The following is a 23,666-nucleotide window of genomic DNA, read 5'->3' as shown; positions in this document are numbered from 1 at the left end:
TTCTACTATGACAGATCGGGAATACGATGTGGTGGTCGTCGGTAGCGGCGCCGCTGGAATGACCGCCGCCCTCGCCGCGGCCCACAAGGGACTGAGCGTCGTGCTGCTGGAGAAGGCCGCGCACTACGGCGGGTCGACGGCCCGATCCGGCGGTGGCGTCTGGATTCCGGGCAACAAGGCCCTGAAGGCCTCCGGCCGCCCCGACGACCGCGAGGACGCGCGCACCTACCTGCACAGCATCATCGGCGACGTGGTGCCCGCCGAGAAGATCGACACCTACCTCGATCGCGGCGCCGAGGCCTTCGACTTCGTCCTCGATCACACCCCGCTGAAGATGAAGTGGGTTCCCGGCTACTCCGACTACTACCCGGAGGCACCGGGCGGGCTCGGCCAGGGACGCTCGTGTGAGCCGACGCCGTTCAACGGCAAGGTGCTCGGCGCGGAGCTGGCCAACCTGGAACCCCCCTACGCCAAGGCTCCGCTGAACGTGGTGGTCATGCAGGCCGACTTCGTGCGGCTCAACCTGATCAAGCGCCACCCCAAGGGCATGATGCGGGCACTGCGCGTCGGCGCCCGAACCTACCTGGCCAAGTTCACCGGCAAGCACCTGCTCGGCATGGGTCAGGCGATCATCGCCGCCATGCGCAAGGGCCTGCTCGACGCGGGCGTTCCGGTGCTGCTGAACACCCCGCTCACCGAGCTGGTGGTCACCGACGGCCGGGTCACCGGGGTCAAGGCCACCGTCGACGGCGAGTCGGTCACCTTCACCGCGCGCTACGGCGTGGTCCTTGGCAGCGGCGGGTTCGAGCACAACGCCGACATGCGCGCCAAGTACCAGCGACAGCCGATAACCACTGAGTGGACAACGGGCGCCGCGGCCAACACCGGTGATGGCATCGTCGCGGGCATGGCAGTGGGAGCGACGGTCGGATTCATGGAGGACGCCTGGTGGGGTCCGACCATCTTCAAGGGCGGCAAGCCCTGGTTCGCCCTCGCCGAGCGCAATCTGCCCGGCACCATCATGGTCAACGACCGGGGCGAGCGGTTCGGCAACGAGTCGGCGCCCTACGTCGAGGCGGTGCACACCATGTACGGCGGCGAGTACGGCCAGGGCGCGGGCCCCGGCGAGAACATCCCGGCCTGGCTGGTGTTCGACCAGCGCTACCGCAACCGCTACATCTTCGCCGGTCTGCAGCCGGGTCAGCGTTTCCCGTCGCGCTGGCTGGAGAACGACAACATCGTCAAGGCCGACACCATCGAGGAACTGGCCGAGCGCATCGGCGTGCCCGCCGAGAGCCTCAGCGCGACGGTCACCCGGTTCAACGGCTTCGCCGCCGCGGGCAAGGACGAGGACTTCGGTCGCGGCAACAGCCACTACGACCGCTACTACGGCGACCCCACCGTCAAGCCCAACCCGTGCCTGGCCGAGATCTCGCAGGGCCCGTTCTACGCGGCCAAGATGGTCCCCGGCGACCTCGGCACCAAGGGCGGCCTGGTCACCGATACCGCCGGTCGCGTGCTGCGCGAAGACGATTCGGTGATCGAGGGCCTGTACGCCGCAGGTAACTCCAGCGCGCCGGTGATGGGCCACACCTACGCGGGCCCCGGCGCCACCATCGGCCCCGCGATCACCTTCGCCTACCTCGCGGTGCTCGACATCGTCGCCGCGAAGAAGGCGAAAGCCGCCGCGTGACGATCGACCACACCCCGACTTCGCAGGAGTAAGCAATGCCCATCGACCTCGAGACCGCACTCGGCGCGCCACTGCCTGCGCGGGAGTTCAGCTGGACGCCCACCGACGTGCAGCTCTACCACCTCGGCCTCGGCGCGGGTGCGCACCCGCTCGACCCGGTCGAGCTGACCTACCTCGACGACCAGGCACCCCAGGTGCTGCCGACGTTCGCGACGGTGGCCCCGACCCTCGGCGAGACCGAGGCGCCGAAGGTGAGTTTCCCCGGCATCGAGATCGACCTGGCCAAGGTGGTGCACGGCCACCAGGAAGTGGTGGTGCACCGGCCGATTCCGGCCGCGGGCAAGGCGACCAGCACCGGCCGGATCAGCGAGATCTGGGACAAGGGCGCCAATGCGGTGATCGTCCAGGAGAACACCGTCACCGGCTCCGACGGTGCACCGCTGTGGACCGTCCGCTCCTCGATCTTCGCCAAGGGCGAGGGCGGCTTCGGCGGCGAGCGCGGGCCGAGCACCAAGGCCGCGCTGCCCGATCGGCCGGCCGACGCCGAGATCCTGACTCCGACGCTGCCGCAGCAGGCCCTGCTCTACCGCCTCTGTGGTGACCGCAACCCCTTGCACTCCGATCCCGAATTCGCCAAGGGCGCGGGCTTTCCCGCGCCGATCCTGCACGGCCTGTGCACCTACGGCGTGGTCTGCAAGGCCCTCACCGACAGCCTGCTCGACGGCGACGCGAGCCGGGTCGGCGGCTTCCGCGCCAAGTTCGCCGGGGTGCTGTACCCGGGCGAGACGCTGCGCATCAAGGTGTGGCGCGAGGGCGATGAGCTGATCGGCGCCGTCACCGTTGTCGAACGCGAGGACGCGCCCGTGCTCGGGGACGTCGCCCTGCGGATCGTCTGATCCGACAGCCGAATGCCCGCCGATCCTGGTGATCGGCGGGCATTTTCGCGTTTCCGGAGCAGCCGATCAGTCCGCCCGCACCTCGGGAGCGGTCTGGCCTTTGGGAGTCAGTCCGCCGACCAGCAGCGCGTAGATCAACATGATCAGGACCGGTGCGGCCAGCGGCGCCCACACCAGCTCCACCGGAACCAGGGCAGCGGTCGCCGCCGCGATGGTGAACAGCACCGCACCGCCGACCGACGGAATCGTCGTCGGCACAACACCTTCGGGCGCGTGCAGCACGGCCGCGTTGAGCAGGTAGGTGGTCGCAACCAACCCCGTCGCGGCGGCGGCGACCACGCCGACATCGGAGAACGCGAGCGCCGCGATCACCACCAGCACCGCGCCGATCGCGGCGGGCCGCCACCACCAGCTCACGACGACCAGCACGAGCGCGGCGACCCCGGCGAACGGGTTGATCAACGCGACCGCGGCGACCAGCAGCAGGCCGGCGAGCAGGGCAAGGAATCTGGTCATCGGCGCACCCGCACTGTTCGGCGATGGTCGGGCAGCAGGCGCATGGCCTGATCGAGCCTGGTGTCGGCGGGCCAGGCGATGATGTCGACGCCGACGGTGCCCATGTCGCGATACATCGAGGCGCGCTCGAGCTGCCACATCTTGGCCATCGTCGGGTCGAGGCCCTCTTCGAACGGGGTGCCGCGCAGGACGTCGACCGCGATCACCACGTGGCCGCGTTTGCGCAGGTCGATCAGGGCCAGCGCGAACTGGGTGTCGAGCAACGTGGAGAAGGCCACGACGATCGCGCCGATCGGCACCGCGGCGTGCGGGGCAAGCGTGCCGGTGGTCTCGACGTGCTCGTCGCCGACGCCGAGCACGGTGTCGACGATCCGGTAGAACTGCCTGCGCCCGATATCGGGGCGCAGCCAGCGCGGCGAGTCGCCAAGGCAGACGACGGCGGTGCGGTCACCGGCTTGCAGGGTGGACTGCACCACCTGCGCCGCGCCGCGCACCGACAGTTCCAGTGAGGCGGTGGCGGGGCCGGGCGCCTGCAGGGAGGTGTCGACCAGGACGACCACGTCGGCGGAACGGTTGGTGAAGCGTTCGGTGACGTAGAGCCTGCCGCGGCGCGCGCTCACCGGCCAGTTGACGGTGCGCAGCTGGTCGCCGGGCGCGTACGCGCGGATGTCGGCGTATTCGACACCGGGACCGTGCTTGCGGGTCAGATGGGTGCCGATCCGGTCGGGAAGTTCGGTGCGCGGCAAGCGCATTCGCTGCGGATCGGCGATCGGGTACACATACAGCTTGGCCGCGGGCAGCTCGGCGGTGGCGATCGCGAGCCCGGCGGGGCTGAGCGCGGACACCTTGACCTGCACCGGATATCGGCCCCAGCGCGCCGCCGAGAGCGCCAGCTGCATGCCCGCCGGCGCACCGCCGGAGTCGTGCGACTCCTCGACCTCGATCTCGAGACCGGTCAGCGGCACCGCCGTCATCCGCAGCAGCGCGTGCCCGCTCTCGACGAAGGCGGCGGCGTTGCAGCCCACCACCTCGCCCTCGAAGCAGCGCACGGTGCCGCTGCCGTCGACCTGGATCCTGGTCGGGTTCTGCTGCCACGGCGCGGTGGCGAGCACACCGAGCATCGGCGCGGCGAAGACCACGAGCTGCCACTGCCCGCGCAATACCGCGACGACCAGCGCCGCCGCGGCGCACCCGGCGAGGATGAACACCAGCGGCGCGGGCCGCCAGCGCAGGTCGACCTCGACCGTCCTGGATTCGTCGCGGTGCTTCATGTGCTGGTGGCGCGGGGCACCGGTAGCCGGCGCAGCAGTTCGGCGATGACGTCCTCACCCCGGATGCGGCGCACCCACATCTCCGGACGCAGGGTGATGCGGTGTGCCATCGCGGGCACCGCCAACGCCTTCACGTCCTCGGGGATCACATAGTCGCGCCCCAGCAGCAGCGCCCTGGCGCGCGACATCTGCACCAGATCGAGTTCGGCGCGCGGACTGGCGCCGACCTCGACCTGCGGGTGGCTGCGCGTCGCCGAGGCGAGCGCGACCACGTAGTTCACGACATCGGGATGCACGGTGACGAACTCGACCGACTGGCGCATCTCCATCAGGCCCTGCGCGTCGACGACCTGGCCGACCTGCGGCGGCGTCGCGCCGCGTTCGAGCCTGCGCCGGATCATCTGGGTCTCGTCCTGCTCGGACAGATAGCCCAGGCGCAGCTGGATGGCGAAGCGGTCGAGCTGGGCCTCCGGCAGCGGGTAGGTGCCCTCGTACTCGATCGGGTTGTCGGTGGCCAGCACGATGAAAGGCTGTGGGAGCAGGAAGGTTTCGCCGTCGATGCTCACCTGCCCCTCGGCCATGGCCTCCAGCAGCGCCGCCTGCGTCTTGGGCGGAGTGCGGTTGATCTCGTCGGCGAGCAGAACATTCGTGAAAACCGGACCGCGGCGGAAATTGAAACGGCCCGACGACATGTCGTAGATCGTCGAGCCGAGCAGGTCAGCGGGCAGTAAATCGGGCGTGAACTGCACGCGGGTGAAATCCAGGCCGAGCGCGGCCGCGAAGGACCGCGCGATCAGCGTCTTGCCCAGACCTGGCAGATCCTCGATGAGGACGTGTCCTCCGGACAGCACGGCGATCATGATGAGCTGCATCTCATCTCGCTTGCCGACCACGACTCGGCCCAGCTCACGCAGCACGGCGTCGGAGCGCTGGACGGTCACGTTCAACGGCATGGTCATCGGTGGCCTCTAACCCCTCACATCGTCTGCAATCGGCGCAGGATCTCGTCCAGCGCCTCCCTACCCGGTGCGCGACCGGTCTGGTCGCGCAATGCCGAGTTCGCCGGGTCGACCCAGCGCCACAACTCGGGTCCGAACTGCAGTTGCCCGGCAGCTTCGGTGGCCCTTCGGTTCTTGGCGACCCGCAGGCCGGTGGACAGTTCGAACTCCTTGGCCAGCAACGGCCGCAGGTGGCGGTCCCAGTCGGCGCGCGTGCCGTCGGCGCGGGCGGCCAGCATCTCGGCGCGCGCGTGCCAGCGGCCGAGCATCTCCGCCGGGCCGTTGTCGATGTACTCGGTCAGCGGTTCCTCGCGCACCACGCGATGCCGCATCGACCAGAGCAGGGTCGCCAGCGCGATCGCGACCGGCAGCGCGACGGCGAGCAGCACCGCGTCGCGGGCCACCCGCACCAGCGCCACCTCGATCAGCAGCACGACGACGACCGCGGTCACAATCACGGACGACCGATTCATGCTGTGACCCCCTGGCGCTGACTTCTCATACCGCGACCAGCCTTCGCTGCAGATCCGACAGCACGATGCGCAGCAGCTGCTCGGCGCGCATGCGCTGCCATTCGAGCATCGAGTGCGGGCTGAACCGCGCCTCCTCGAACAGCGCGACCAGCTCACGTGCCGAAGCATCGTGCAGCACACCGCTTTCGAAGGCGCGGGCCAGGACTTCCATCGGCGTGTCGGAGGCCTGGGGGCGGGCGGCGCTGTCGCTGGACAGGCCACGTTCCATGGCCACGTAGCAGGCGATGATCGCGGTGCGCGGGTCCTGGCCGGGCGCGTTCATCGCGGCCAGGCCCATCTCGGCGGCCCTGGTGAGCGAGTCGACGGCGCTCGGCGCGGTGTCGGGAAGAGCGGGGGCGGCGGGCGCGGGCTCGCGGCGCGAGGCCAGCGCGACGACGATGAGCCCGAGCAACGCCAGCGCGATCAGCACCAGGGCCAGCACGCCCGCGATCACCAGCGCGGTGCCGGTCAGTTCGGCGGGGCCGGTGCCCGGGTCGGGAGTCGGCGCGTCGGTCGGGGTCGGGACGGGGCCGGAGCCTTCGGGCAGGGTCTCCGAGGCCGGGCGCATCGGCCGGGCTCCCGGCAGCAGGAACAGCGCGGTCACCCCACCCGCGAAGACCAGCGCGAGCACGGCCAGGATGAGCGGGCCGAGCAGTGCCAGGCGACGCCACTGGAAACGGGGCGTCGCGTCGCGTTCGGCTTGCGGCATGGCCAGCGGGAGACGATGCTGGCTGGCGATCACTCCGGCGATCAGGATGACGATGGACACCAGCAGCAACACCGGCATCACCGCCACCAGCAGTGGCGACGGCGTGCTGGTCGAGGATTCGGCGGGAGCGGCACCGGGGAGATAACCCTGCAACGCGATCGTCGCAGCGACAAGCAGTGCGATCACGACGATCGCCCGCGGAATGGGCTGACTCACCCCGATCACAGCTGTACCACCAAACCCCAGAGCCTGCACAAAACAGCCACATAGTTACACGCCGAGTGGTTCGCTCGGGAGGAAATCGATACTTTGGATAACCTCCCCTTTAATTGTCCCCCCGAATTCCCTGGCTTGTTACGCGGTGCGAACGATCGCGTCGTCGACCAGGGGCAACTCACCGAGCCTGCTCGCCGTCCGGGCCAGGCCGGGGATCGCGGGAACACCCGCCGTCAGCTCGGCCACCGGTTCGGGCGCGTGGATGGTGCAGGGTAGGTCGGCGTCGTAGAGGACGTCGATCAGGTTCACCAGCCGCATGGCCCAGTCCGGTGGCACCTCGCGCAGAGGCGGGACCGCTAGCAGGGTCCAGCGGTGGAATCGGCTGGTCAGGGCGAGGTAGTCGGCCGCGCTGGTCGGTGTGCCGCACAGTCGCTCGAAATCGAAGGTCACCGCGTCGCCGTCGACGGTGTGTGCCCGCACCGTGCGACCGTTCCCTGGAGACAGGTCGACCCCGGACCGAGCCCCCGCCTCGACGCCAGTCCGACGCGCTGTGCCGATGCCGGATCGGTGTCCAGCCGGGTGCGTCGGCTCGAGGATGAAGCCGCCCGAGACGAAACCGCTGTCGCGGTGGGCGCCGAGGGTCCGGTAGTCGAGTGGACCGTCGAGGGTGACGACGTCGAGGTTGGTCAGGATGCGCTCGATGGTCGGCACGAAACGGTCGTGGAACAGCGGGTTCGGCAGCAGGTCGAGGGGCGGGTAGTTCGAGGTGACGACCAGCGTGCGGCGCTGGGCGAACAGGGTGTCGAGCAGGCGGGCGACGAGCATCGCGTCGCCGATGTCGTTGACGTGGAATTCGTCGAAACACACCAGGTCGGCGTCGTGGAGCAGCGCAGCGACGGCCCGTTCGATCGAGCCGAGCTCGTGTGCCGCCGTGTGCAGGGCGGCGAAGAAGCTGTGGAAATGGAAGCGGCGCTTGCGGTCTGAGTCGACGCTCGCGAAGAAGCGGTCCATCACCATCGTCTTGCCGCGTCCGGGCCTGCCGTGGAGGTAGAGGCCCCGGTGCCGCTTGCGTGGGCGGGCGTGCCGGTCGAGCAGGGCGGCGAGCGCGTCGGCCGCCGTCACCTGGGCCGGGTCCAGAACCACCGTGCCGGAATTCATCGCAACCTCCTCGTCCTCTACAGTTGTAGAGGACGGTGCGGCAGCCGACCAGAGAAGGTGACCATGTCCACAGACCGGCGCGGCCAGATCGTGGCGGGCGCAATCGATCTCATCGCGACGCGCGGCATCCGCGCGCTCACCCATCGCGCGGTCGATACCCAGCTCGAGCTGCCCGCGGGCTCCACGTCCTACTACTTCCGCACCAGGCACGCCCTGATCGAGGCGGTCGCCGACGGCATCACAACCAGGTCGCGCACCGATTTCGCCGCCGCACAGCGCAGACGCACGGCCGACGTTGCACACACCATCGCCGGACAGCCGGAACCCCCGGCCGACGTCACGCCCGGCATCCCCGCCGGGCCGCGGGAACTCACGGCCGACATCGCGTACGACTTCCCCGCCGCACAGCGCCAATCGACGGCCGAGATTGCCCGCGACATCGCCGCCTGGCTCGCTCACCTGCTGAAACATCGCCGCAACGAGCTGATCGCCAGGCACGCGCTGATCGTCGAAGTGCTCTCCGACCCCGACCTGCACGCCCGCCTGGCGGGCAGCCTGTTCTCTCTGGAGCGCGCCACCGAGCTGTTCACCGCGCTCGGCGCCGCCGACCCGGCGGCCGCGGCGGGCGACTTCCTCGCCGTGCTGGAGGGACTGGTCTTCGACCGCTTCGCCGGTCTGCGCGCGGATCAGCCCGCGACCGCCGAGCAGCTGGCCGGTCCACTCTCACAGTTTCTGGCGAGCGCGAGTTGTGACTATTCCCAGCCCAATTCGGAATAGGGCGACGCGGAATTGAGCGCGGCAATTCCGAGCGCCGAATATTCGATCAGGCCGGCGGGGAGATCATTCAGTGGAAACCACTGCAGCGCATAGCATTTGTCGGGCTCCCTATTGAAAGGCTCGCCCCGCCACCGCTCGGCGCGAAAGAACAGGCCGAGCCGCGAATCGCGCCCGGGGGCGGTCACATGGGCGACATGGACGAGGCGCAACGCGGCAGGCTCGAGCTCGACCCCGATCTCCTCCGCTGCTTCGCGCACCGCGCCCACCGCGGCGGACTCGCCCGCTTCGAGCTTGCCCGAGGGCAGGTGCCAGCGGTTGTCGTACTTGTCGCCGCTGCGGCGCAGGCTCAGCAGGATCCGGTCGTCGCGGATCAGCAGGATGTGGACATCGACCAGGTGGCGTGCGATCACCGTGCCGAGCCTACGAAACCGGCGGGCCGCGGGTGAGAATCGGTGGATGCCGAGCGAGAATCTCATGCTGATCCACGATCCCGAACGACTGGCCCGTGGCGAACGGGTGCTCGGCGCCGAGTTCACCGCGATGCACGAGCGGGTGCTCGCGGTGACCGCGCTGACCTCCCGCCTCAACATCACGCCCTTCGAGGACGAGGCGACGAAGGCCGCGCTCTTCGAGCAGATCCTGGGCCGCCCGCTCCCGGCGGGCGTCACCATCTACCCGCCCTTCTACACCGACCACGGGCTGAATCTGGAGCTGGCGGAACGGGTCTTCGTCAACCAGGGGTGCACGTTCCTCGACTACGCGGGCATCCGACTGGGCCGGGGCGTGATGATCGGCCCGAAGGCCACGCTGATCACCATGAGCCATCCGGTCGACCCCGGGGAGCGGCGCGAATACCTCACGGGCGGGCCGATCGACGTCGCGGAGAACGTGTGGATCGGCGCGGGCGCGACGATTCTGCCCGGGGTGCGCATCGGGCGCGACGCCGTGATCGCCGCGGGCGCCGTCGTGGCCGACGACGTGCCCGCGGCGAGCCTGGTGACCGGCCCCAAAGGCGCCGTGCACCGCAGCTGGTAGCCCGGGTCAGGCGGTCAGCACCAGGCCCGAGGTGGGGACACCGGTGCCCGCGGTGACGAGGATGCGCTCGAGCTCGTCGACCTGGTTGACCGACGTGCCGCGGATCTGGCGGACGGCTTCGGCGATGCCGTTCATGCCGTGGATGTAGGCCTCGCCCAGCTGACCGCCGTGGGTGTTGAGCGGGAGCCTGCCGCCGATCTCGATGGCGCCGTCGGCGATGAAGTCCTTGGCCTCGCCGCGGCCACAGAAGCCCAGCTCCTCGAGCTGCATGAGCACGAACGGGGTGAAGTGGTCGTAGAGGATCGCGGCCTGCATGTCGGCGGCGGTCAGGCCGCTCTGCGCCCACAGCTGGTCACCGACGAGGCCCATTTCCGGCAGGCCGGTCATGGCGTCGCGGTAGTAGCTGGTCATCACGTACTGGTCGGCGCCGCTGCCCTGGGCGGCAGCCGCGATGATCGCGGGGCGCTGCGGGAGGTCGCGGGCGCGTTCGGCGCTGGTGACCACGATGGCGACGCCGCCGTCGGACTCCTGGCAGCAGTCGAGCAGGTGCAGCGGTTCGGCGATCCAGCGCGAATCCTGGTGCTGTTCCAGGGTGATCGGCTTGCCGTAGAAGAAGGCGTTCGGGTTCACCGCGGCGTGCTTGCGGTCGGCCACCGCGACGGCGCCGAAGTCTGCGCTGGTCGCGCCGGTGACGTGCATGTACCGGCGGGCCACCATCGCCACCTGCGCGGCGGGAGTGCCCAGACCCTGCGGGTAGGCCCAGCCAGCGTCGATGCCCGACGACGTCGGCGCGGCCGCCAGCGCGGGCGAGAACTGGCCGAACCTGGCGCCGGAGCGCTCGTTGAACGCGCGGTAGGCGACCACCACATCGGCGACGCCGGTGGCCACCGCCATGGCAGCCTGCTGCACGGTCGCGCAGGCAGCGCCGCCGCCGTAACCGATGTGGCTGAAGAACTTCAGGCTCGGGATGCCGACCGCCCTGGCCACGGCGGCCTGGGTGTTGGTGTCCATCGTGAAGGTGGTCAGGCCGTCGACGTCGGCGGGGGTGAGGCCCGCGTCGGCCAGCGCCGCGCTGACGGCCTCGGCGGCCAAACGCAATTCGCTGCGGCCGGAATCCTTCGAGAAGTCGGTGGCGCCGATGCCGACGATGGCGGCTTGCCCGGACAGGCCCGTCATGAGTTCTCCAATGAGGGAAGGGCGATCACCGCGGTGGCCGTGATGTGCTCGCCGAGACTGTCGCGACCACGCACATCGAGGGTGACCAGCGTGCCGGACACGTCGGTCACGGTGCCCGAAAGGGTCAGCGTGTCACCGGAATACAGCGGCACGCCTAATCGCAGCGCGATGGACTTCACCAGCGCGCGCGGCCCCGCCCAGTCGGTGACGAAACGCTGCACCAGGCCGGTGTCGGTGAGGATGTTGACGAAGATGTCGCTGGAACCGCGCTCGACCGCCTTGTCGCGGTCGTGGTGCACGTCCTGAAAGTCCCTGGTGGCCAGGGCGGTACTGATCACGAAGGTGGGATCGGCGTGGATCACCAGCTCCGGCAGCGTGGTGCCAACCGCGACGGCGGTGGGTTCGGTGGTGGCGGTCACAGCGCGGCCTCCCAGTAGGGCAGAACGGTTCCGTCGGCGAGCTTTTCGAAGGCGACGCGGACGGGCACGCCGATGGCGACCTCACCCGGTTCGATGCCGCGCAGCTCACCGAGCATGCGCACGCCCTCGTCAAGTTCGACCAGGGCGACGACGAACGGCAGGTCGCGACCGGGCACCTTCGGCGCGTGGTGCACGACGAAGCTGAACACGGTGCCGGTGCCCGCGGCGACCACGTAGTCGGTGGTCTCGGCCTTGTCCTGCCACAGGGCAGGGACCGGTGGGTGCCGCAGCGAACCGTCGGGCAGACGCTGGATGCGCAGCTCGCCGATTTCGGTACCGGCCCAGAAGAATTCGGTGTCCTTCGAGATGACGGGACCGACGCGGTCGGCGGGCGCGAGGGCGATGTCGCCCGCGTCCGGCGCGGCCGCTTCCAGCGCGGCGGGCGCGAACTTCAGGATGCGGAACAGCATCTCGGTGACCACCTCGTCACCGACGGACCAGGTGGTGGCGAAGGTCAGGAACCAGCCGTCACCGAGCCCGGTCCGCTTGGGGCCCTTGAACTCCGAGAGCCTGCTGGTGACGGTCACCTCCTCCCCCGGCTGTAGGTAGCGGTGGTAGGTCTGCTCGCAGTTGGTGCCGACGACGGAGGTGTAGCCCGCCTCGTCGAGCAGCTGCGTCGCCAGCCCCAGCGGATCGTCGGCGGCGCGCACGCCGTGCAGGCCGTTCATCGTCCACACCTGCGCCATGGCGGGCGGGGCGACGATGCCGGGGTGACCGGCGGCCTTGGCGGCGTCGGCGTCGACATAGATCGGGTTGGTGTCGCCGATCGCCTCGACCCAGTTGTTGATCATCGGCCGGTTCACCGGGTCGCGCCCGGCCCGCGGTGCGGACTCGCCCGCGGCCGCCAGCTTCGACAGCGCTTCTGGAATGTCTTCGGGGGTGATGCTTTCCGGCACGCCCTGCTCCTTGCTCATCGGGGGACGCGCGGCAGTTCCAGGCCGGCGGAGGCGACCAGTTCGCGCATGATCTCGTTGACGCCGCCGCCGAAGGTGACGACGAGGTTCTGCTTGGTGCGCCGGTCCAGCCAGCCGAGCAGCTCGGCGGTGCCTAGCTCGGCGGGATCGCCGTAGCGCCCGACGATTTCCTCGACCACCCGGCCCGCTTCCTGCAGCGACTCGGTGGAGAAGATCTTGGTGGCCGAGGCGTCGGCGATCACGGTGTTCTGCGCGGCGGCCGGGTCGGCGGCGGCGACCTGCCAGTTCAGCAACTCGTTGAGCCGCACCATGGTTCGCACCCGGCCCAGCGCACGGCGCACCTCGGGCTCGCCGAGCAGCTGGTGCTGCGCCGACCAGTCGTGCAGGCGGTCGTAGAGCTGCTCGATCTTGCCCGACGGGCCGAGGCTGACCCGCTCGTGGTTGAGCTGGGTGGTGATCAGGCGCCAGCCGCGGTTCTCCTCGCCGACCAGCATCTCCGCCGGCACCCGCACATCGTCGAAGTAGGTGGCGTTGGTGTGGTGGGCGCCGTCGCAGGTGATGATCGGGGTCCAGGAGTAGCCCGGGTCCTTGGTGTCGACGATCAGGATGGTGATGCCGCGGTGGCGCGACTCCACCGAACCGGTGCGGCAGGCCAGCCAGACGTAGTCGGCCTCGTGCGCGCCGGTGGTGAAGATCTTCTGGCCGTTGACGATCCAGTCGCCGTTGTCGTCGCGCACCGCGGTGGTGCGCAGCGCGGCGAGGTCGGTGCCCGCTTCGGGTTCGGAGTAGCCGATCGCGAAATGGATGTCACCGGACAGGATTCCGGGCAGGAACTTCTGCTTCTGCGCGTCGGTGCCGTACTTCTGCAGCGTCGGGCCGACGGTCAGCAGCGTCACCAGCGGCAGCGGCACATCGGCGCGCACCGCCTCGTTGAAGAAGATCTGCTGTTCCATCGGGCCGAAGCCCTGGCCGCCGAACTCCTTCGGCCAGCCGACACCGAGCCAGCCGTCGCGGCCCATCCGGCGCACCACCTCGCGGTAGGCGTCGCCGTGGCGGTCGACGGCCATCGCGGCCGCTTCCTCCGGGGTCACGAGATCGGCGAAATAGGAACGCAATTCTTCGCGCAACCGCCGCTGCTCGGCGGTCAGATCGATGAACATCTTGCTCCCAGAAGGTCGAGGCGCAGGCCCGCGCCGCCGAGCAGACGGGCGAGGTCTTTGGCCTGTGAGTAGTAGCGGTGCATCGGGTGGGTGATATCCACGCCAAGTCCACCGTGCAGGTGATGACATTTCTGCATGGCGCGCGGAACTTCGGCGGCCGCCCAGTAGGCGAGCACCTCGAGATCCTCGTCGACGCGGCTCTGATGCTCGGGCGACGAGTCGTCCTGGGCCAGCGCCCAGCACGCCGATTCCGCGGCCACGTGCAGCGTCCGCGAGACCACGTACAGGTCGGCGATCTGCTGGGCCACCGCCTGGAACTCGGCCAGCGGCCTGCCGAACTGCTCACGCGTGCGCACGTGCTCGGCGGTCAGCGTGAGCGCGCCCTTGAGCAGGCCGTCGGCGACCGCGCCGATGGTGGCCAGCGCGTAGCGGTGCAGCCGGGGCAGCACGTCGGCTGGCAGCAGCTGGTCGGCGGGGATCTCGACCTCGTCGAGGACCAGTGTCGCCTCCGGGATGCCCGCCGAACCGGCGACCGGGATGATCCGGAGCCCCGGCGCGACCGATTCCACCAGCGCCACACCGGCGTCGGTGGGCACCAGGATCCAGCGGGCCTGCTCGGCGTAGAGCACGCCGACCTTGCGGCCGGTGATCCGCACGGTGTCACCGTCGCGGACCGCCTTGGTGCTCGGCGCGGTGGTGAACGGCGCACCCTGCTCGCTGAGCGCGGCGGTGAGCACGGTGCCCTTGCCGACCTCGGCGACCACGCGCCCCGCGAGCTCCTCGGACAGCGAGGGCAGCAGCGGCAGCACGCCGAACCCGAAGGTGGGCAGCGCAGGCACCGCCACCGCGTCGGTGGCCAGCTCCATGAGCAGAGCCGACACCTCCAGCAGGCCCATGCCGTCGCCGCCGAACTGCTCGGGCACGGCGACCGCGAGCAGGCCGGAGTCGATCAGGCTCGGCCACAATTCCATATCTCGGGCCCGCTCACGTTCGAGCAGGCTCACGACCACCTCGGCTACTGCGTCGGCGCTTTCGTCGCGGGTGAAGTCCACGGCGTCCTCCCTCATCGAGCTAACTGTCCGCATCGCGCGGCAGGCCGAGAATCCGTTCGGCGGCCACGGTCAACAGGATCTGCTCGGTACCGCCCGCGATGGAGAGACAGCGTGTGAGCAAGAATTCTTTCAGGGCTTCGTTTTCCAGGGAGCCTTCTCGGCCGGAAAGCTCCAGGGCGTACTCCGCCAGGTCCTGCCGGTGCCGGACACCGACGAGTTTGCGGACGCTGGCTTGGGCGCCCGCGTCGACTCCGGCCATGGTCGCCACCGCGATCCGCTGCTCCAGCAAGGAGCCGGCGATCGAGGAGGTGATCAGGTCGCCGAAGCGGTCCTCACGCAGTTCAGTTCCCCATCCGCCGACCGGGAAACGGTCCAGCAGCGCCTCCAGCGCGCCGCCGATACCGCCGCCGCCCATGGCGACCCGCTCGGCCGACAGGGTGGTGCGCGCGATCTTCCAGCCGTTGTTCAGCGCGCCGACCAGTCCGTCGTCGGGCACGAAGACGTCGTCGAGGAAGACCTCGCTGAAGCGTTCCTCACCGGTGATGGTGACCAGCGGGCGTACCTGCACGCCGGCCGCGCGCATGTCGACCAGGAAGTAGCTGATCCCGCGGTGCTTGGCCGCGGAGGGATCGGTGCGAGCCAGGCAGATGCCCCAGTTCGCGATGGTCCCCAGCGACGTCCACACCTTCTGGCCGCGCAGCACCCAGCCGCCGTCGACCTTCTCGGCCGTGGTGCGCAGGGCCGCGAGGTCCGAGCCTGCGCCCGGTTCGCTGAACAGCTGGCACCAGGTCACCTCGCCGTGCAGGGTCGGCCAGACGAACCGTTCGATCTGCTCCGGAGTACCGAAGCGCAGCAGCGTCGGCACCGCCCAGCCCGCGACGGCGAGATCGGGGGTCTCCAGGTCGGCGCGGCGCAGCTGTTCGGCGATCTGCAGGCAGGTCATCGGATCGGCTTCGCGCCCATACGGTTTCGGCCAGTGCGGCATCACGAAGCCGCCCTCGACCAGTGCGCGCTGCTGCTCCGCCGGCGCCAGCGCTGCGATGGCGGCGATCTCGGCGGTCAGCGCGGAATCGCCCGCGGCGTCCCCGAGGACGCGCTCGGCGCCGGTGGTGCGACGCTGCCCGGCCCTGGTGAGCTCGGCGACCCTGGCCCGCCAGCGCGCCGTTCCACCGAGCAGCTGACGCAGCGAGCTGGCCCGGCGCAGGTAGAAGTGCGCGTCGTGTTCCCAGGTGAAGCCGATGCCGCCGAGGACCTGGATGGCGTCCTTGGCGGTGTCGACCGCGGCGTCGAGCGCGGCGGCCGCGGCGACGGCGGCGGCGATCGGCAGTTCGGCGCCGCCCTCGTCGATGGCGGCGGCCGCGTCGGCGGCGACCGCGCGGATCAGCTCGGTGCGGCACAGCATCCAGGCGCAGATGTGCTTGATCGCCTGGAAGCTGCCGATCGGCTTGCCGAACTGCTCACGGACCTTGGCGTAGTCGACCGCGGTGCGCAGGCACCAGCCCGCAATGCCGGCGAGTTCGGCCACCGCGAGTGCGACGAACAGGTCGGTGACGTCGGCCTCGGGCGCGAAGCTCGACGACACCGCGACCCCGGCGGCCTCCACCCGGGCCAGCGGCACGGTGTGGTCGGCGTTCGGCAGCGGCGTGATCGTCACCGCCGTGGGCGAGAGCAGCAGCCAGCGGGTGCCGTCCGGTGTGCTCGCCGGCACCAGGACCTGGGTGTCCTTGTCGGCGCCGTAGACGTAGTCCCAGGCGCCGGTGACGGTCCAGCCGTCGCCGTCCGAACCGACCGCTGTCGCGGTCGGCTGCTCGCCCGGCACGGCGACACCGCACGGCGCACCGCCGGTCACCGCGCCCTGGGTGATCAACCCGGCCAGGGCGGTGGCCAGCACCGGACCGCCGACCAGGTCGTCGGCGGTCTGTTCCAGCAGCACGGCCAGGTCGGCGGCGGTGCCGCCCAATCCGCCGTGCTCCTCGTCGAGCGCGACCTCGAAGAGGCCGAACTCGGTCAGCGCGGGCCAGTACTGGTGCCAGCTTCCGGCACCGCCGGCCCGCATTGTTGCAATCGGCGCGACCGAACTCGCCCAGCCCCGCAGCGACTCCGCGGCGGCTTTATGCTCGTCAGTGGTGGCGATGGTCACAAGAAAAACCGCCCTTCCGGCGTGGCTCCCACTCCTAGAACATGTTCTAATATCCGGGCCGGGTGTAAGTCAAGAGACCTACACTGGGCGGACATTTCAGGCGCACGCAGCGAAAGGGTTTCCACGATGGACAGTCCGGCCCCCACGCCCACCGTGACGACACTGTCCGAGGACGAACTGAGCTCCAACGCCCAGCGCGAGCGCCGCAAGCGCATCCTCGACGCCACCCTGGCGCTGGCGTCCAAAGGCGGCTACGACGCCGTCCAGATGCGCGCGGTCGCCGAGCGGGCCGACGTCGCCGTCGGCACCCTCTACCGCTACTTCCCGTCCAAGGTGCACCTGCTCGTCTCGGCACTGGCCAGGGAATTCGAGCAGTTCGAAGGCAAGCGCAGGCCACTACCCGGCGACGGTCCGTCCGAGCGCATGCACGGCCTGCTGACCCAGATCACCCGGATGATGCAGCGCGACCCGCTGCTCACCGAGGCCATGACGCGCGCGTTCATGTTCGCCGACGCCTCCGCCGCGGCCGAGGTCGATCGCGTCGGCAAGGTGATGGACCGCGTCTTCGCCCGCGCGATGAGCGACGGCGAGCCCGACGAGCGCCAGCTCGCCATCGCCAGGGTCATCTCCGACGTGTGGCTGTCGAACCTCGTCGCGTGGCTCACCCGGCGCGCGTCAGCGACCGACGTCACGGAACGACTCGAGCTCACCGTCGACCTGTTGCTGGGCGATCGCGGATAGACGACAAATCCCCCACAGCTGTTGACACACGTCGGCTGTGCGTCTTCCCCTTGGAAGATGCATAGTCGACGTCGCATATGCGGAACCATGCATCTACCAGCCACGCGGGCGTCGCCACCGGGCCGGCGGGCGCGATGAGCTCGGCGAACAGGGCCTGTCCCGATGGGCGAAAGGCCCGGAATTAGCGACGTGGTCGCGAGCCGCCGGCCGACACTCGAGCGCACAACCCGCCGCGCCGCTCGCGCGGCAAAATTGACGCAGTATTGTTTTTCGCGCCCCCTGATCAACTCCTCCCATCACTAGGTTGGATGCGTGAGCGCACAGGATCTGCCCTTGGAAGTCCGCCGTGCACTGGCGTCGGTTGCGCGCGTGCCACGGCTCTTGGTTGCCTCGGACTACGACGGGACTATCGCCCCGATCGTGTCCGACCCCGCCAAAGCCTTTCCCCAACGGGAATCGGTAAGCGCCTTACGCGCGCTGGCGGGGTTGGCGAACACGACCGCGGCGGTGATTTCCGGTCGGGCACTACGTGATCTGGCGGCGCTGTCGCGCCTGCCGGTCGAGGTGCAGCTGATCGGCAGTCACGGCTCGGAGTTCGACGTCGGCTTCGTGCACGCGATCGACAACGACGCCAAGCAACTGCTGACGGAGATCAACTCCGCATTCACCCAGATCGCCGCCGAGAACCCCGGCGTCGCCGTCGAGATGAAGCCGGCCAGCGCCGCGTTGCACGTGCGCAATGCCAGCCCCGAGATCGGCAGGCGCGCACTGAATTCCGTGCGCCAGGGCCCGGCCTGCTGGGTCGGCGTTCAGGTGACCGAGGGCAAGGCGGTGATCGAGCTCGCGGTGATCCCCACCGACAAGGGCACCGCGCTCGACACCATCCGGCACCAGGAGAGCGCGTCGGCCGCGGTGTTCTTCGGCGACGACGTCACCGACGAGAAGGCCTTCCGGGTCCTCTCCGGCCCCGATGTCGGGATCAAGGTCGGCGACGGCGAGAGCCTGGCCAAGCTGCGGGTCGATTCGACCGAGGACGTGGCTCGGGCGCTGGCTTTCCTGGTGGAGGAACGCCGCACCTGGCTGGCCGGCGCCAGCGCGCCGCGGATCGAGCGGCTGTCCATGCTGGCCAGCCCGCGCTCGGTCGCGCTGCTCACCCCGGACGCGACGGTCACCTGGTTCTGCCATCCCGAGCCGGATTCGGCGGCGGTGTTCGCACACCTGCTCGGCGGCGCCAACGCGGGGCATTTCACCGTGGCGCCGGAGCGGGCGGGTCTGCCGCTGTCGCAGCGGTACGTGGACGGCACGATGACCGTCCAAACCCGCTGGGCCAGTTTGCAAGTCACCGACTACCTGCCGCACGACGTCGCCCCCGACCGCACCGATCTGACCCGCGTGATCACCGGTGACGCGAAGGCCGTCGTCACGTTCGCGCCGCGGCCGGAGTTCGGCCAGGTGCCGGTGCGCATCGAATCCGTGCCGAACGGGCTGCGGGTCAGCGGCACCAACGATCCGATGGTGCTGCGCTCACCCGGCGTGCAGTGGGAGATCCTCTCCGACGGCACCAACGAGCAGGCGCGCGCGGTGGTCGACCCGTCCGGCGCCCCCGTCGTACTCGAATTGCGCTGCGGCACCGCCGATCTCGCGCCGTCGATGACGCCGGAACACCAGCGCCGTCAGCTGGCCGAGCAGTACTGGTCGCAGTGGGCGGCGGGCCTGCAGCTGCCGCCGCTCAAGCCGGATCTGATGAAGCGTTCCGCGCTGACCCTGCGCGGGCTGGTGCACCGCCCGTCCGGTTCGATCCTGGCCGCGGCGACGACTTCGCTGCCCGAGGACATCGGCGGCGTGCGCAACTGGGACTACCGGTACTGCTGGCTGCGTGACGCGTCGCTGACCGCGCAGGCGCTGGTGACGCTGGGCTCGCTGACCGAGGCCGAGGAGTTCCTCGGCTGGACGCACCGGGTCCTCGACACCATCCCCGGCCCCGAGCGGCTGCACCCGCTGTACACGATCTACGGCGAGACACTGCCGCCGGAGGCCGTCATCGATCTGCTGCCCGGTTACGCGGGTTCGCGGCCGGTGCGTGTCGGCAACGCGGCGAACATGCAGGTGCAGCTGGATGTGTTCGGGCCGATCGTCGACCTGATCACCTCGATGGCGCACGAGCGGGAACGCCAGGGCATCATCGAGCCGTCCAGGGCGCTGCCCGACCCCGACTGGGAGCTGGTGCACGCGATGGTGTCGGCGGTGCAGCGGCGCTGGACCGAGCCCGATCACGGCATCTGGGAGATCCGCGGCAACCCGCGTCACCACGTGTACTCGAAGGTGATGGGCTGGCTGACGATCGATCGCGCGCTGACCCTGGCCGAGCGCTTCGACCGCCCGGCCGATCCCGAGTGGGCGCTGCTGCGCGACACCATCGCCGACGAGGTGAAGGCCAAGGGCTGGAACGACGAGGTGCAGTCCTACACCGCCGCCTACGACGGCACCGATCTCGACGCCGCGACGCTGCACATCGGGCTGAGCGGGCTGATCGATCCGGCCGACCCGCGTTTCGCCGCGACGGTCATCGCGACCGAGGCCGAATTGCGTAGCGGCGCGACGGTCTACCGCTACCACCACGACGACGGCCTGCCCGGCGGCGAGGGCGGGTTCCACCTGTGCGCCGCGTGGCTGGTGGAGGCGTACCTGCTCATCGGCAGGCGCTCGGACGCCGAGGCGCTGTTCGCCCAGCTGGTCGCGGCCGCGGGGCCGACCGGCCTGCTGAGCGAGGAGTACGACCCGGTCGCCGAACGCTCACTGGGCAACCACCCCCAGGCCTACAGCCACCTGGGCCTGCTGCGCTGCGCCCAGCTGTTGAGCCAGCCGGCCGACGTACTGGTGTAACTACCGGCATGGTGGGCCGGGCTCCTCTGAGCCTGGCCCACCATCGGACCAGGCGCGGCCCTCAGTTCCTCGCCTCATCTCCGAACGTCACCAAGGTCTGGTCGTTCCGAACTTTTACCCACACGTGCATCGTGCTGCGGTCGAGCCCCCAACCCTCGCGGCGGGTGCCGCTCCACCAGCCGGGATTCTCGACGTAGGCCAGTTGCCACTTGTCCACATCTTGGAGATGCTGGACCATCTTCATCGCGACTTCACGGGCAGACGCCTCGTCTGCACTCCCGATACGGAACTCCCGATCACAGAACATCGAGGAACTGCCGTAATGGCAGCCCATATCGGTGTCCGCGACTATCGTGAGGCCTGGCGGTAGGGGCGACAGGATGTCGCTGGGCGGCACCGAAGAACGCTCCCCACCCAGCGCGACGACCATCATCAAGGTCATCACCAGAGCGACGAGGCAGTACGCGCACCCCAGGATCAGGCCCACGACGACCGACCCGGACCGCCGCCTGCCGGCCGCCGCATCGGCAACGAATCCAGCAATCAAGACCACAACGTGAACCACTACCAGCGAGGCAAGGGTTGTAGTCGCCAAGTCGGGAAGCAACCAGCTGTCCGCGACGGCGAACTCTGCCACGGCGATGAGAATAAGAAGCACCCCCACACCGAGCCGGAGCCGGGGCGTGCGTGCCGCCAGCAGCCAGCACAACGGCGCTGCGAGGAAGGCAAGTGCAAGAATCACCGATTTCACCGGTAGGCTCCCGTTCCGCGCAGGATTGTGTCCGCCAACGCGAATGTTCCGCCGGGCTTTACAGTGCTGCTTCCGTGTTCTACCTCGTGGTCAGTGAAGGTATCGCCCTCGGCAACCGATCGCGAGCGGTCCACCACCCCGAGCGCGTTGTAACTGGAGCTGAGGAATTGGTTCAAGGGCTGACTGGCCCGGACATCAGCAGTTGCATGCGAAGCCGAATCGTCTGTCAGCAACTTCAAGTTGTAGGCAGTAGCCTTCAGCGCCAATTCGTCGTTTCCGACAAGATCCGACCATTCCTGACCCTCGAACTGCGATGGGTACTTCTGTTTTATTTGGTCGAACTGGATTTCCTTCATGTTTGTCAGGCCGATCGAATTTCCTACCCCATCGGGACGACCCTCCTGCCATTCCCTGAGGTCGGTAGTATCCTTGCGGAATTCGTCATACATGGTTCCCGCGCCAATGCCTCCTTCACGGGGATGATAGGTCGACGGACCGCCTGACAGGTCTTCGTAGAAGGTGCTTCCGAGTCCTGACCGCAGGGGTGCGCCCTCCTGCAACGCCATCGCAAGGACCATCCTGGGGTCGACCCCCGCTTCGTTGCCGTATTGCACCGAAAGCATCGCCCAAGTCTTCATCTGCGGGCCGTATGCGTCCAACGCACTGAGGTCGACAGCAGTCAATGTCGGCGGCGGAGTGTTCCAGGTAGCCATATTCTCCAGGTCGTCAATGAGGGCGGTATTGGAATCCTGGTTTCCCGTCTCCACAAGCAGCGGCAATTCGTTGATCGCTTTTAGCGTCGCAAGACTGTTCAACGCATTCGAGTCGACAAATCCCCGGTTCCCGACGCCGATCGACCCGAGGACAGTGAACAATGTGGTGCCGCGCGCTGCGGCGTCGAGGAGACCCTCAGCCTCGGCGATGTCGTCCGCGCTCAAGTCCGCAGCAACCGAGATGTTGACCGAGGTGTTGTCCGATGTTGCCGTTACCTGGGCATCGAGATGATCCGGGAAGGACCCTGCCGCAGCTGAGGCGAGGTGGCTCCTCGCCTCGACGAGATTGTCGCGATGCGCCTGGACCGCGGATGCGAGAGCCGTGGCAACCGTGCGGATCTGCTCGGCTCCACCACGGAGCGCTGCCAGCGCATCCTGGATATCGGGCGCTTCGGGTGCCTGCACACCGGTGAACGAATCACGCACCGCTTGGAGCGCCGCGCCCGCGCCCGCCAGCTCATAACTATTGGCAAATCCATGCCAAGCGGTGCCGGCGGTGGCGAGTGCATCAGCGCGACCGTTCGGGGTCCCCCGCCGCGAGTTCGCACCCTGTCCAGCGGACGTGATTACCATGCCCGCACCGTTGTCTGCGATAGCGACCGGAATCTCCGGAAAACTGACGCCCCCTCCCGAGCCGACTCCGGCACGGACCGGATGCGACGGTGCAGCGCCCTTGTCCGGATTCAGATCCGCATTATATTCGGCCACATCCCAGTTGTATCCAGCGGAGTTGAGGATCTCGCCGAAGTGGCGCAGTGCGCCCGCATAGGTTTGCACGACCGTGCGCAGCTCACTGGCGTGCATGTAGTAGGCGGTACACCAGGCGACGACCGCCGGATAATTTCCGCCCATTCCAGCAGTGGACGTCAATCCGGGAGCCAGGTCGCGCGTGACAGCGGTGCCGATCTCGTCGGCCAAGTCGGTTAGCTTCTTCGCCGCCTCGTAGTACACGTTCGCGTCGACCGCCAGTGGGGACATCAGCGACCACCGCCAAGCATGCGGGCATTGACATCGATCGCGGCGGTGTAGTGGCCGTGCGCGGCACTGGCCGCAGTACTCATATCGCGGATGCCCTCGGCGAATTCGCGGGCGCCGGTTACCCACTGCGCATGGGCTACTCGGTAGGCCTCGGCGGCCACGCCCTCCCAGCCGGTGCCCACCAATTCGGCTACCTTGTCGTCGATGACGTCCAGGTGGTCCGCGACGAAGCCGGCAAGGCCGGCGAGCTTGATGACAATCTGGTCGAGATGGTCGAGGTCGACCTTGAATTCGGCTGCCACAACGACTCCTAGAGGTTCAGGCTGAAATTGCGTAGCAGCTCCGAGTTGGATTCGTCTCGCTGGGTATAGGTCTCGGCCGTCACGCCGAGCTTCTCGGCCATCGTGGTGAGAGCGGTCATGATCAGCAGGCCGCCTTCTCGGGTCTCGGACCATCCGGTCGCGAAGGTGCTTGCTGCGGCGCCTGCCCAACTCCCGCCGACGCAGGACTCGACTTCACTGCTGGCAGCGTCGAGAGCCTGGCGCAATGTGTCAGCGAGGCCGTAGACGTAGTTGCCGACGTCACGGACGCCGGCGGGGACCACTGACATGGCCCCGTTCTCTCCCCCTGGGGTGCTCATAGTCCGCGATGGTATCGCGAGCGGATCGACCCGGACGACCTCGCATTTCACCGCAGCTGAGGCTGAATTGCGCAGCGGCGCAACGGCCTACCGCTACAGACACGACAACAGCCTGCCCAGCAAGAGGGGGTGCCCCCGTGCGCCGCCTGACCCATGGAGGCATACCAGCTCATCGGCGGGGGCTGCCGGTCTCGACAA

Annotated in this window: 23 protein-coding genes; 6 read left to right on the top strand and 17 right to left on the bottom strand. The window is 68.9% G+C overall.

Translation table 11 applies throughout. The features are described from left to right. Nucleotides 1-7 precede the first annotated feature (7 nt). Together kstD and chsH3 are read left to right on the top strand one after the other, a co-directional pair. Entirely contained in the window at nucleotides 8-1,693 is a 1,686-nt protein-coding gene (gene kstD / locus IEY60_RS18190; RefSeq protein ID WP_189029799.1) for a 3-oxosteroid 1-dehydrogenase, read from the top strand. Nucleotides 1,694-1,728: 35 nt separating this feature from the next. Further along, nucleotides 1,729-2,589 carry an enoyl-CoA hydratase ChsH3 gene (gene chsH3, locus IEY60_RS18185; RefSeq protein WP_189029790.1) on the top strand — a complete coding sequence of 287 codons (861 nt, stop codon included), beginning with the start codon at nucleotides 1,729-1,731 and terminating at the stop codon, nucleotides 2,587-2,589. 66 nt (nucleotides 2,590-2,655) lie between these two features. On the opposite strand, the gene IEY60_RS18180 is transcribed toward chsH3, so the two are convergent. From IEY60_RS18180 to zapE, 6 genes are all read right to left on the bottom strand, one after another. After that, a complete protein-coding gene (locus tag IEY60_RS18180; RefSeq protein ID WP_189029788.1) occupies nucleotides 2,656-3,105 on the bottom strand; it encodes a hypothetical protein in 450 nt (149 codons plus the stop codon). After that, the gene (locus IEY60_RS18175) at nucleotides 3,102-4,376 is read right to left on the bottom strand and encodes a DUF58 domain-containing protein (RefSeq protein WP_189029786.1); all 1,275 of its coding nucleotides are present in this window, start codon (nucleotides 4,374-4,376) and stop codon (nucleotides 3,102-3,104) included. The genes IEY60_RS18180 and IEY60_RS18175 overlap by 4 nt, the downstream gene beginning before the upstream one ends. Beyond that, nucleotides 4,373-5,335 carry an AAA family ATPase gene (locus tag IEY60_RS18170; RefSeq protein ID WP_189029784.1) on the bottom strand — a complete coding sequence of 321 codons (963 nt, stop codon included), beginning with the start codon at nucleotides 5,333-5,335 and terminating at the stop codon, nucleotides 4,373-4,375. The genes IEY60_RS18175 and IEY60_RS18170 overlap by 4 nt, the downstream gene beginning before the upstream one ends. A 17-nt stretch (nucleotides 5,336-5,352) precedes the next feature. Then, on the bottom strand, nucleotides 5,353-5,847 hold the full coding sequence (locus tag IEY60_RS18165) for a hypothetical protein (RefSeq protein WP_189029782.1): 495 nt from the start codon (nucleotides 5,845-5,847) through the stop codon (nucleotides 5,353-5,355). Nucleotides 5,848-5,872: 25 nt separating this feature from the next. Then, on the bottom strand, nucleotides 5,873-6,811 hold the full coding sequence (locus tag IEY60_RS18160; protein WP_229739930.1) for a DUF4129 domain-containing protein: 939 nt from the start codon (nucleotides 6,809-6,811) through the stop codon (nucleotides 5,873-5,875). A gap of 138 nt (nucleotides 6,812-6,949) precedes the next feature. Further along, nucleotides 6,950-7,969 carry a cell division protein ZapE gene (zapE, locus tag IEY60_RS18155; RefSeq protein ID WP_189029778.1) on the bottom strand — a complete coding sequence of 340 codons (1,020 nt, stop codon included), beginning with the start codon at nucleotides 7,967-7,969 and terminating at the stop codon, nucleotides 6,950-6,952. 63 nt (nucleotides 7,970-8,032) lie between these two features. Here zapE and IEY60_RS18150 point away from each other — a divergent pair, with 63 nt between their 5' ends. Further along, on the top strand, nucleotides 8,033-8,746 hold the full coding sequence (locus IEY60_RS18150) for a TetR/AcrR family transcriptional regulator (protein ID WP_229739929.1): 714 nt from the start codon (nucleotides 8,033-8,035) through the stop codon (nucleotides 8,744-8,746). Here IEY60_RS18150 and IEY60_RS18145 read toward each other — a convergent pair. Beyond that, nucleotides 8,722-9,156, bottom strand: a complete 435-nt coding sequence (locus IEY60_RS18145) for an NUDIX hydrolase (protein WP_189029770.1) — start codon at nucleotides 9,154-9,156, stop codon at nucleotides 8,722-8,724. The genes IEY60_RS18150 and IEY60_RS18145 overlap by 25 nt on opposite strands. Nucleotides 9,157-9,202: 46 nt before the next feature. On the opposite strand from IEY60_RS18145, the gene IEY60_RS18140 reads away from it, so the two are divergent. Then, complete coding sequence (locus tag IEY60_RS18140) at nucleotides 9,203-9,781, top strand: DapH/DapD/GlmU-related protein (RefSeq protein WP_189029766.1); 579 nt, start codon at nucleotides 9,203-9,205, stop codon at nucleotides 9,779-9,781. Nucleotides 9,782-9,787: 6 nt separating this feature from the next. On the opposite strand, the gene IEY60_RS18135 is transcribed toward IEY60_RS18140, so the two are convergent. Genes IEY60_RS18135 through IEY60_RS18110 form a run of 6 tightly spaced genes read right to left on the bottom strand, consistent with a single transcriptional unit; the run spans nucleotide 9,788 to nucleotide 16,702 of the window. Next, on the bottom strand, nucleotides 9,788-10,957 hold the full coding sequence (locus tag IEY60_RS18135) for a lipid-transfer protein (protein WP_189029764.1): 1,170 nt from the start codon (nucleotides 10,955-10,957) through the stop codon (nucleotides 9,788-9,790). After that, nucleotides 10,954-11,376: a MaoC family dehydratase gene (locus tag IEY60_RS18130; RefSeq protein WP_189029762.1), complete on the bottom strand. Its 423-nt coding sequence runs from the start codon at nucleotides 11,374-11,376 to the stop codon at nucleotides 10,954-10,956. Before IEY60_RS18130 ends, IEY60_RS18135 begins: the two co-directional genes overlap by 4 nt. After that, nucleotides 11,373-12,350, bottom strand: a complete 978-nt coding sequence (locus tag IEY60_RS18125; protein WP_189029760.1) for a bifunctional MaoC family dehydratase N-terminal/OB-fold nucleic acid binding domain-containing protein — start codon at nucleotides 12,348-12,350, stop codon at nucleotides 11,373-11,375. The genes IEY60_RS18130 and IEY60_RS18125 overlap by 4 nt, the downstream gene beginning before the upstream one ends. Then, the gene (locus tag IEY60_RS18120; protein ID WP_189029757.1) at nucleotides 12,347-13,510 is read right to left on the bottom strand and encodes an acyl-CoA dehydrogenase family protein; all 1,164 of its coding nucleotides are present in this window, start codon (nucleotides 13,508-13,510) and stop codon (nucleotides 12,347-12,349) included. The genes IEY60_RS18125 and IEY60_RS18120 overlap by 4 nt, the downstream gene beginning before the upstream one ends. After that, nucleotides 13,495-14,577, bottom strand: coding sequence for an acyl-CoA dehydrogenase family protein (locus IEY60_RS18115; protein ID WP_189029755.1), 1,083 nt, complete (start codon nucleotides 14,575-14,577; stop codon nucleotides 13,495-13,497). The genes IEY60_RS18120 and IEY60_RS18115 overlap by 16 nt, the downstream gene beginning before the upstream one ends. A gap of 4 nt (nucleotides 14,578-14,581) precedes the next feature. Next, nucleotides 14,582-16,702, bottom strand: coding sequence for an acyl-CoA dehydrogenase family protein (locus IEY60_RS18110; RefSeq protein ID WP_189029753.1), 2,121 nt, complete (start codon nucleotides 16,700-16,702; stop codon nucleotides 14,582-14,584). A 126-nt stretch (nucleotides 16,703-16,828) separates the two neighbouring features. Between IEY60_RS18110 and kstR the strand changes: the two genes are divergently transcribed. Together kstR and otsB are read left to right on the top strand one after the other, a co-directional pair. After that, entirely contained in the window at nucleotides 16,829-17,443 is a 615-nt protein-coding gene (gene kstR / locus IEY60_RS18105) for a cholesterol catabolism transcriptional regulator KstR (protein WP_019044699.1), read from the top strand. 312 nt (nucleotides 17,444-17,755) lie between these two features. Further along, nucleotides 17,756-20,326 (top strand): trehalose-phosphatase, encoded by a 2,571-nt coding sequence (gene otsB, locus IEY60_RS18100; protein WP_189029751.1) that lies wholly within the window; start codon nucleotides 17,756-17,758, stop codon nucleotides 20,324-20,326. Between the two features lie 61 nt (nucleotides 20,327-20,387). On the opposite strand, the gene IEY60_RS18095 is transcribed toward otsB, so the two are convergent. From IEY60_RS18095 to IEY60_RS18080, 4 genes are read right to left on the bottom strand one after another with little or no spacing between them, the layout of a single operon-like run. After that, nucleotides 20,388-21,077, bottom strand: a complete 690-nt coding sequence (locus IEY60_RS18095; RefSeq protein WP_189029743.1) for a hypothetical protein — start codon at nucleotides 21,075-21,077, stop codon at nucleotides 20,388-20,390. After that, nucleotides 21,074-22,828: a hypothetical protein gene (locus IEY60_RS18090; protein ID WP_189029741.1), complete on the bottom strand. Its 1,755-nt coding sequence runs from the start codon at nucleotides 22,826-22,828 to the stop codon at nucleotides 21,074-21,076. Before IEY60_RS18090 ends, IEY60_RS18095 begins: the two co-directional genes overlap by 4 nt. Then, nucleotides 22,828-23,130, bottom strand: coding sequence for a WXG100 family type VII secretion target (locus IEY60_RS18085; RefSeq protein WP_189029739.1), 303 nt, complete (start codon nucleotides 23,128-23,130; stop codon nucleotides 22,828-22,830). Before IEY60_RS18085 ends, IEY60_RS18090 begins: the two co-directional genes overlap by 1 nt. Before the next feature lie 8 nt (nucleotides 23,131-23,138). Further along, nucleotides 23,139-23,468, bottom strand: a complete 330-nt coding sequence (locus tag IEY60_RS18080; protein ID WP_189029737.1) for a WXG100 family type VII secretion target — start codon at nucleotides 23,466-23,468, stop codon at nucleotides 23,139-23,141. Nucleotides 23,469-23,666 lie beyond the last annotated feature (198 nt).

This window comes from Nocardia rhizosphaerihabitans (assembly GCF_014646295.1).
Lineage (GTDB): Bacteria > Actinomycetota > Actinomycetes > Mycobacteriales > Mycobacteriaceae > Nocardia > Nocardia rhizosphaerihabitans.
Note: the sequence above shows the minus strand (reverse complement) of the source record. Positions and strands in the feature narration are given on the sequence as shown.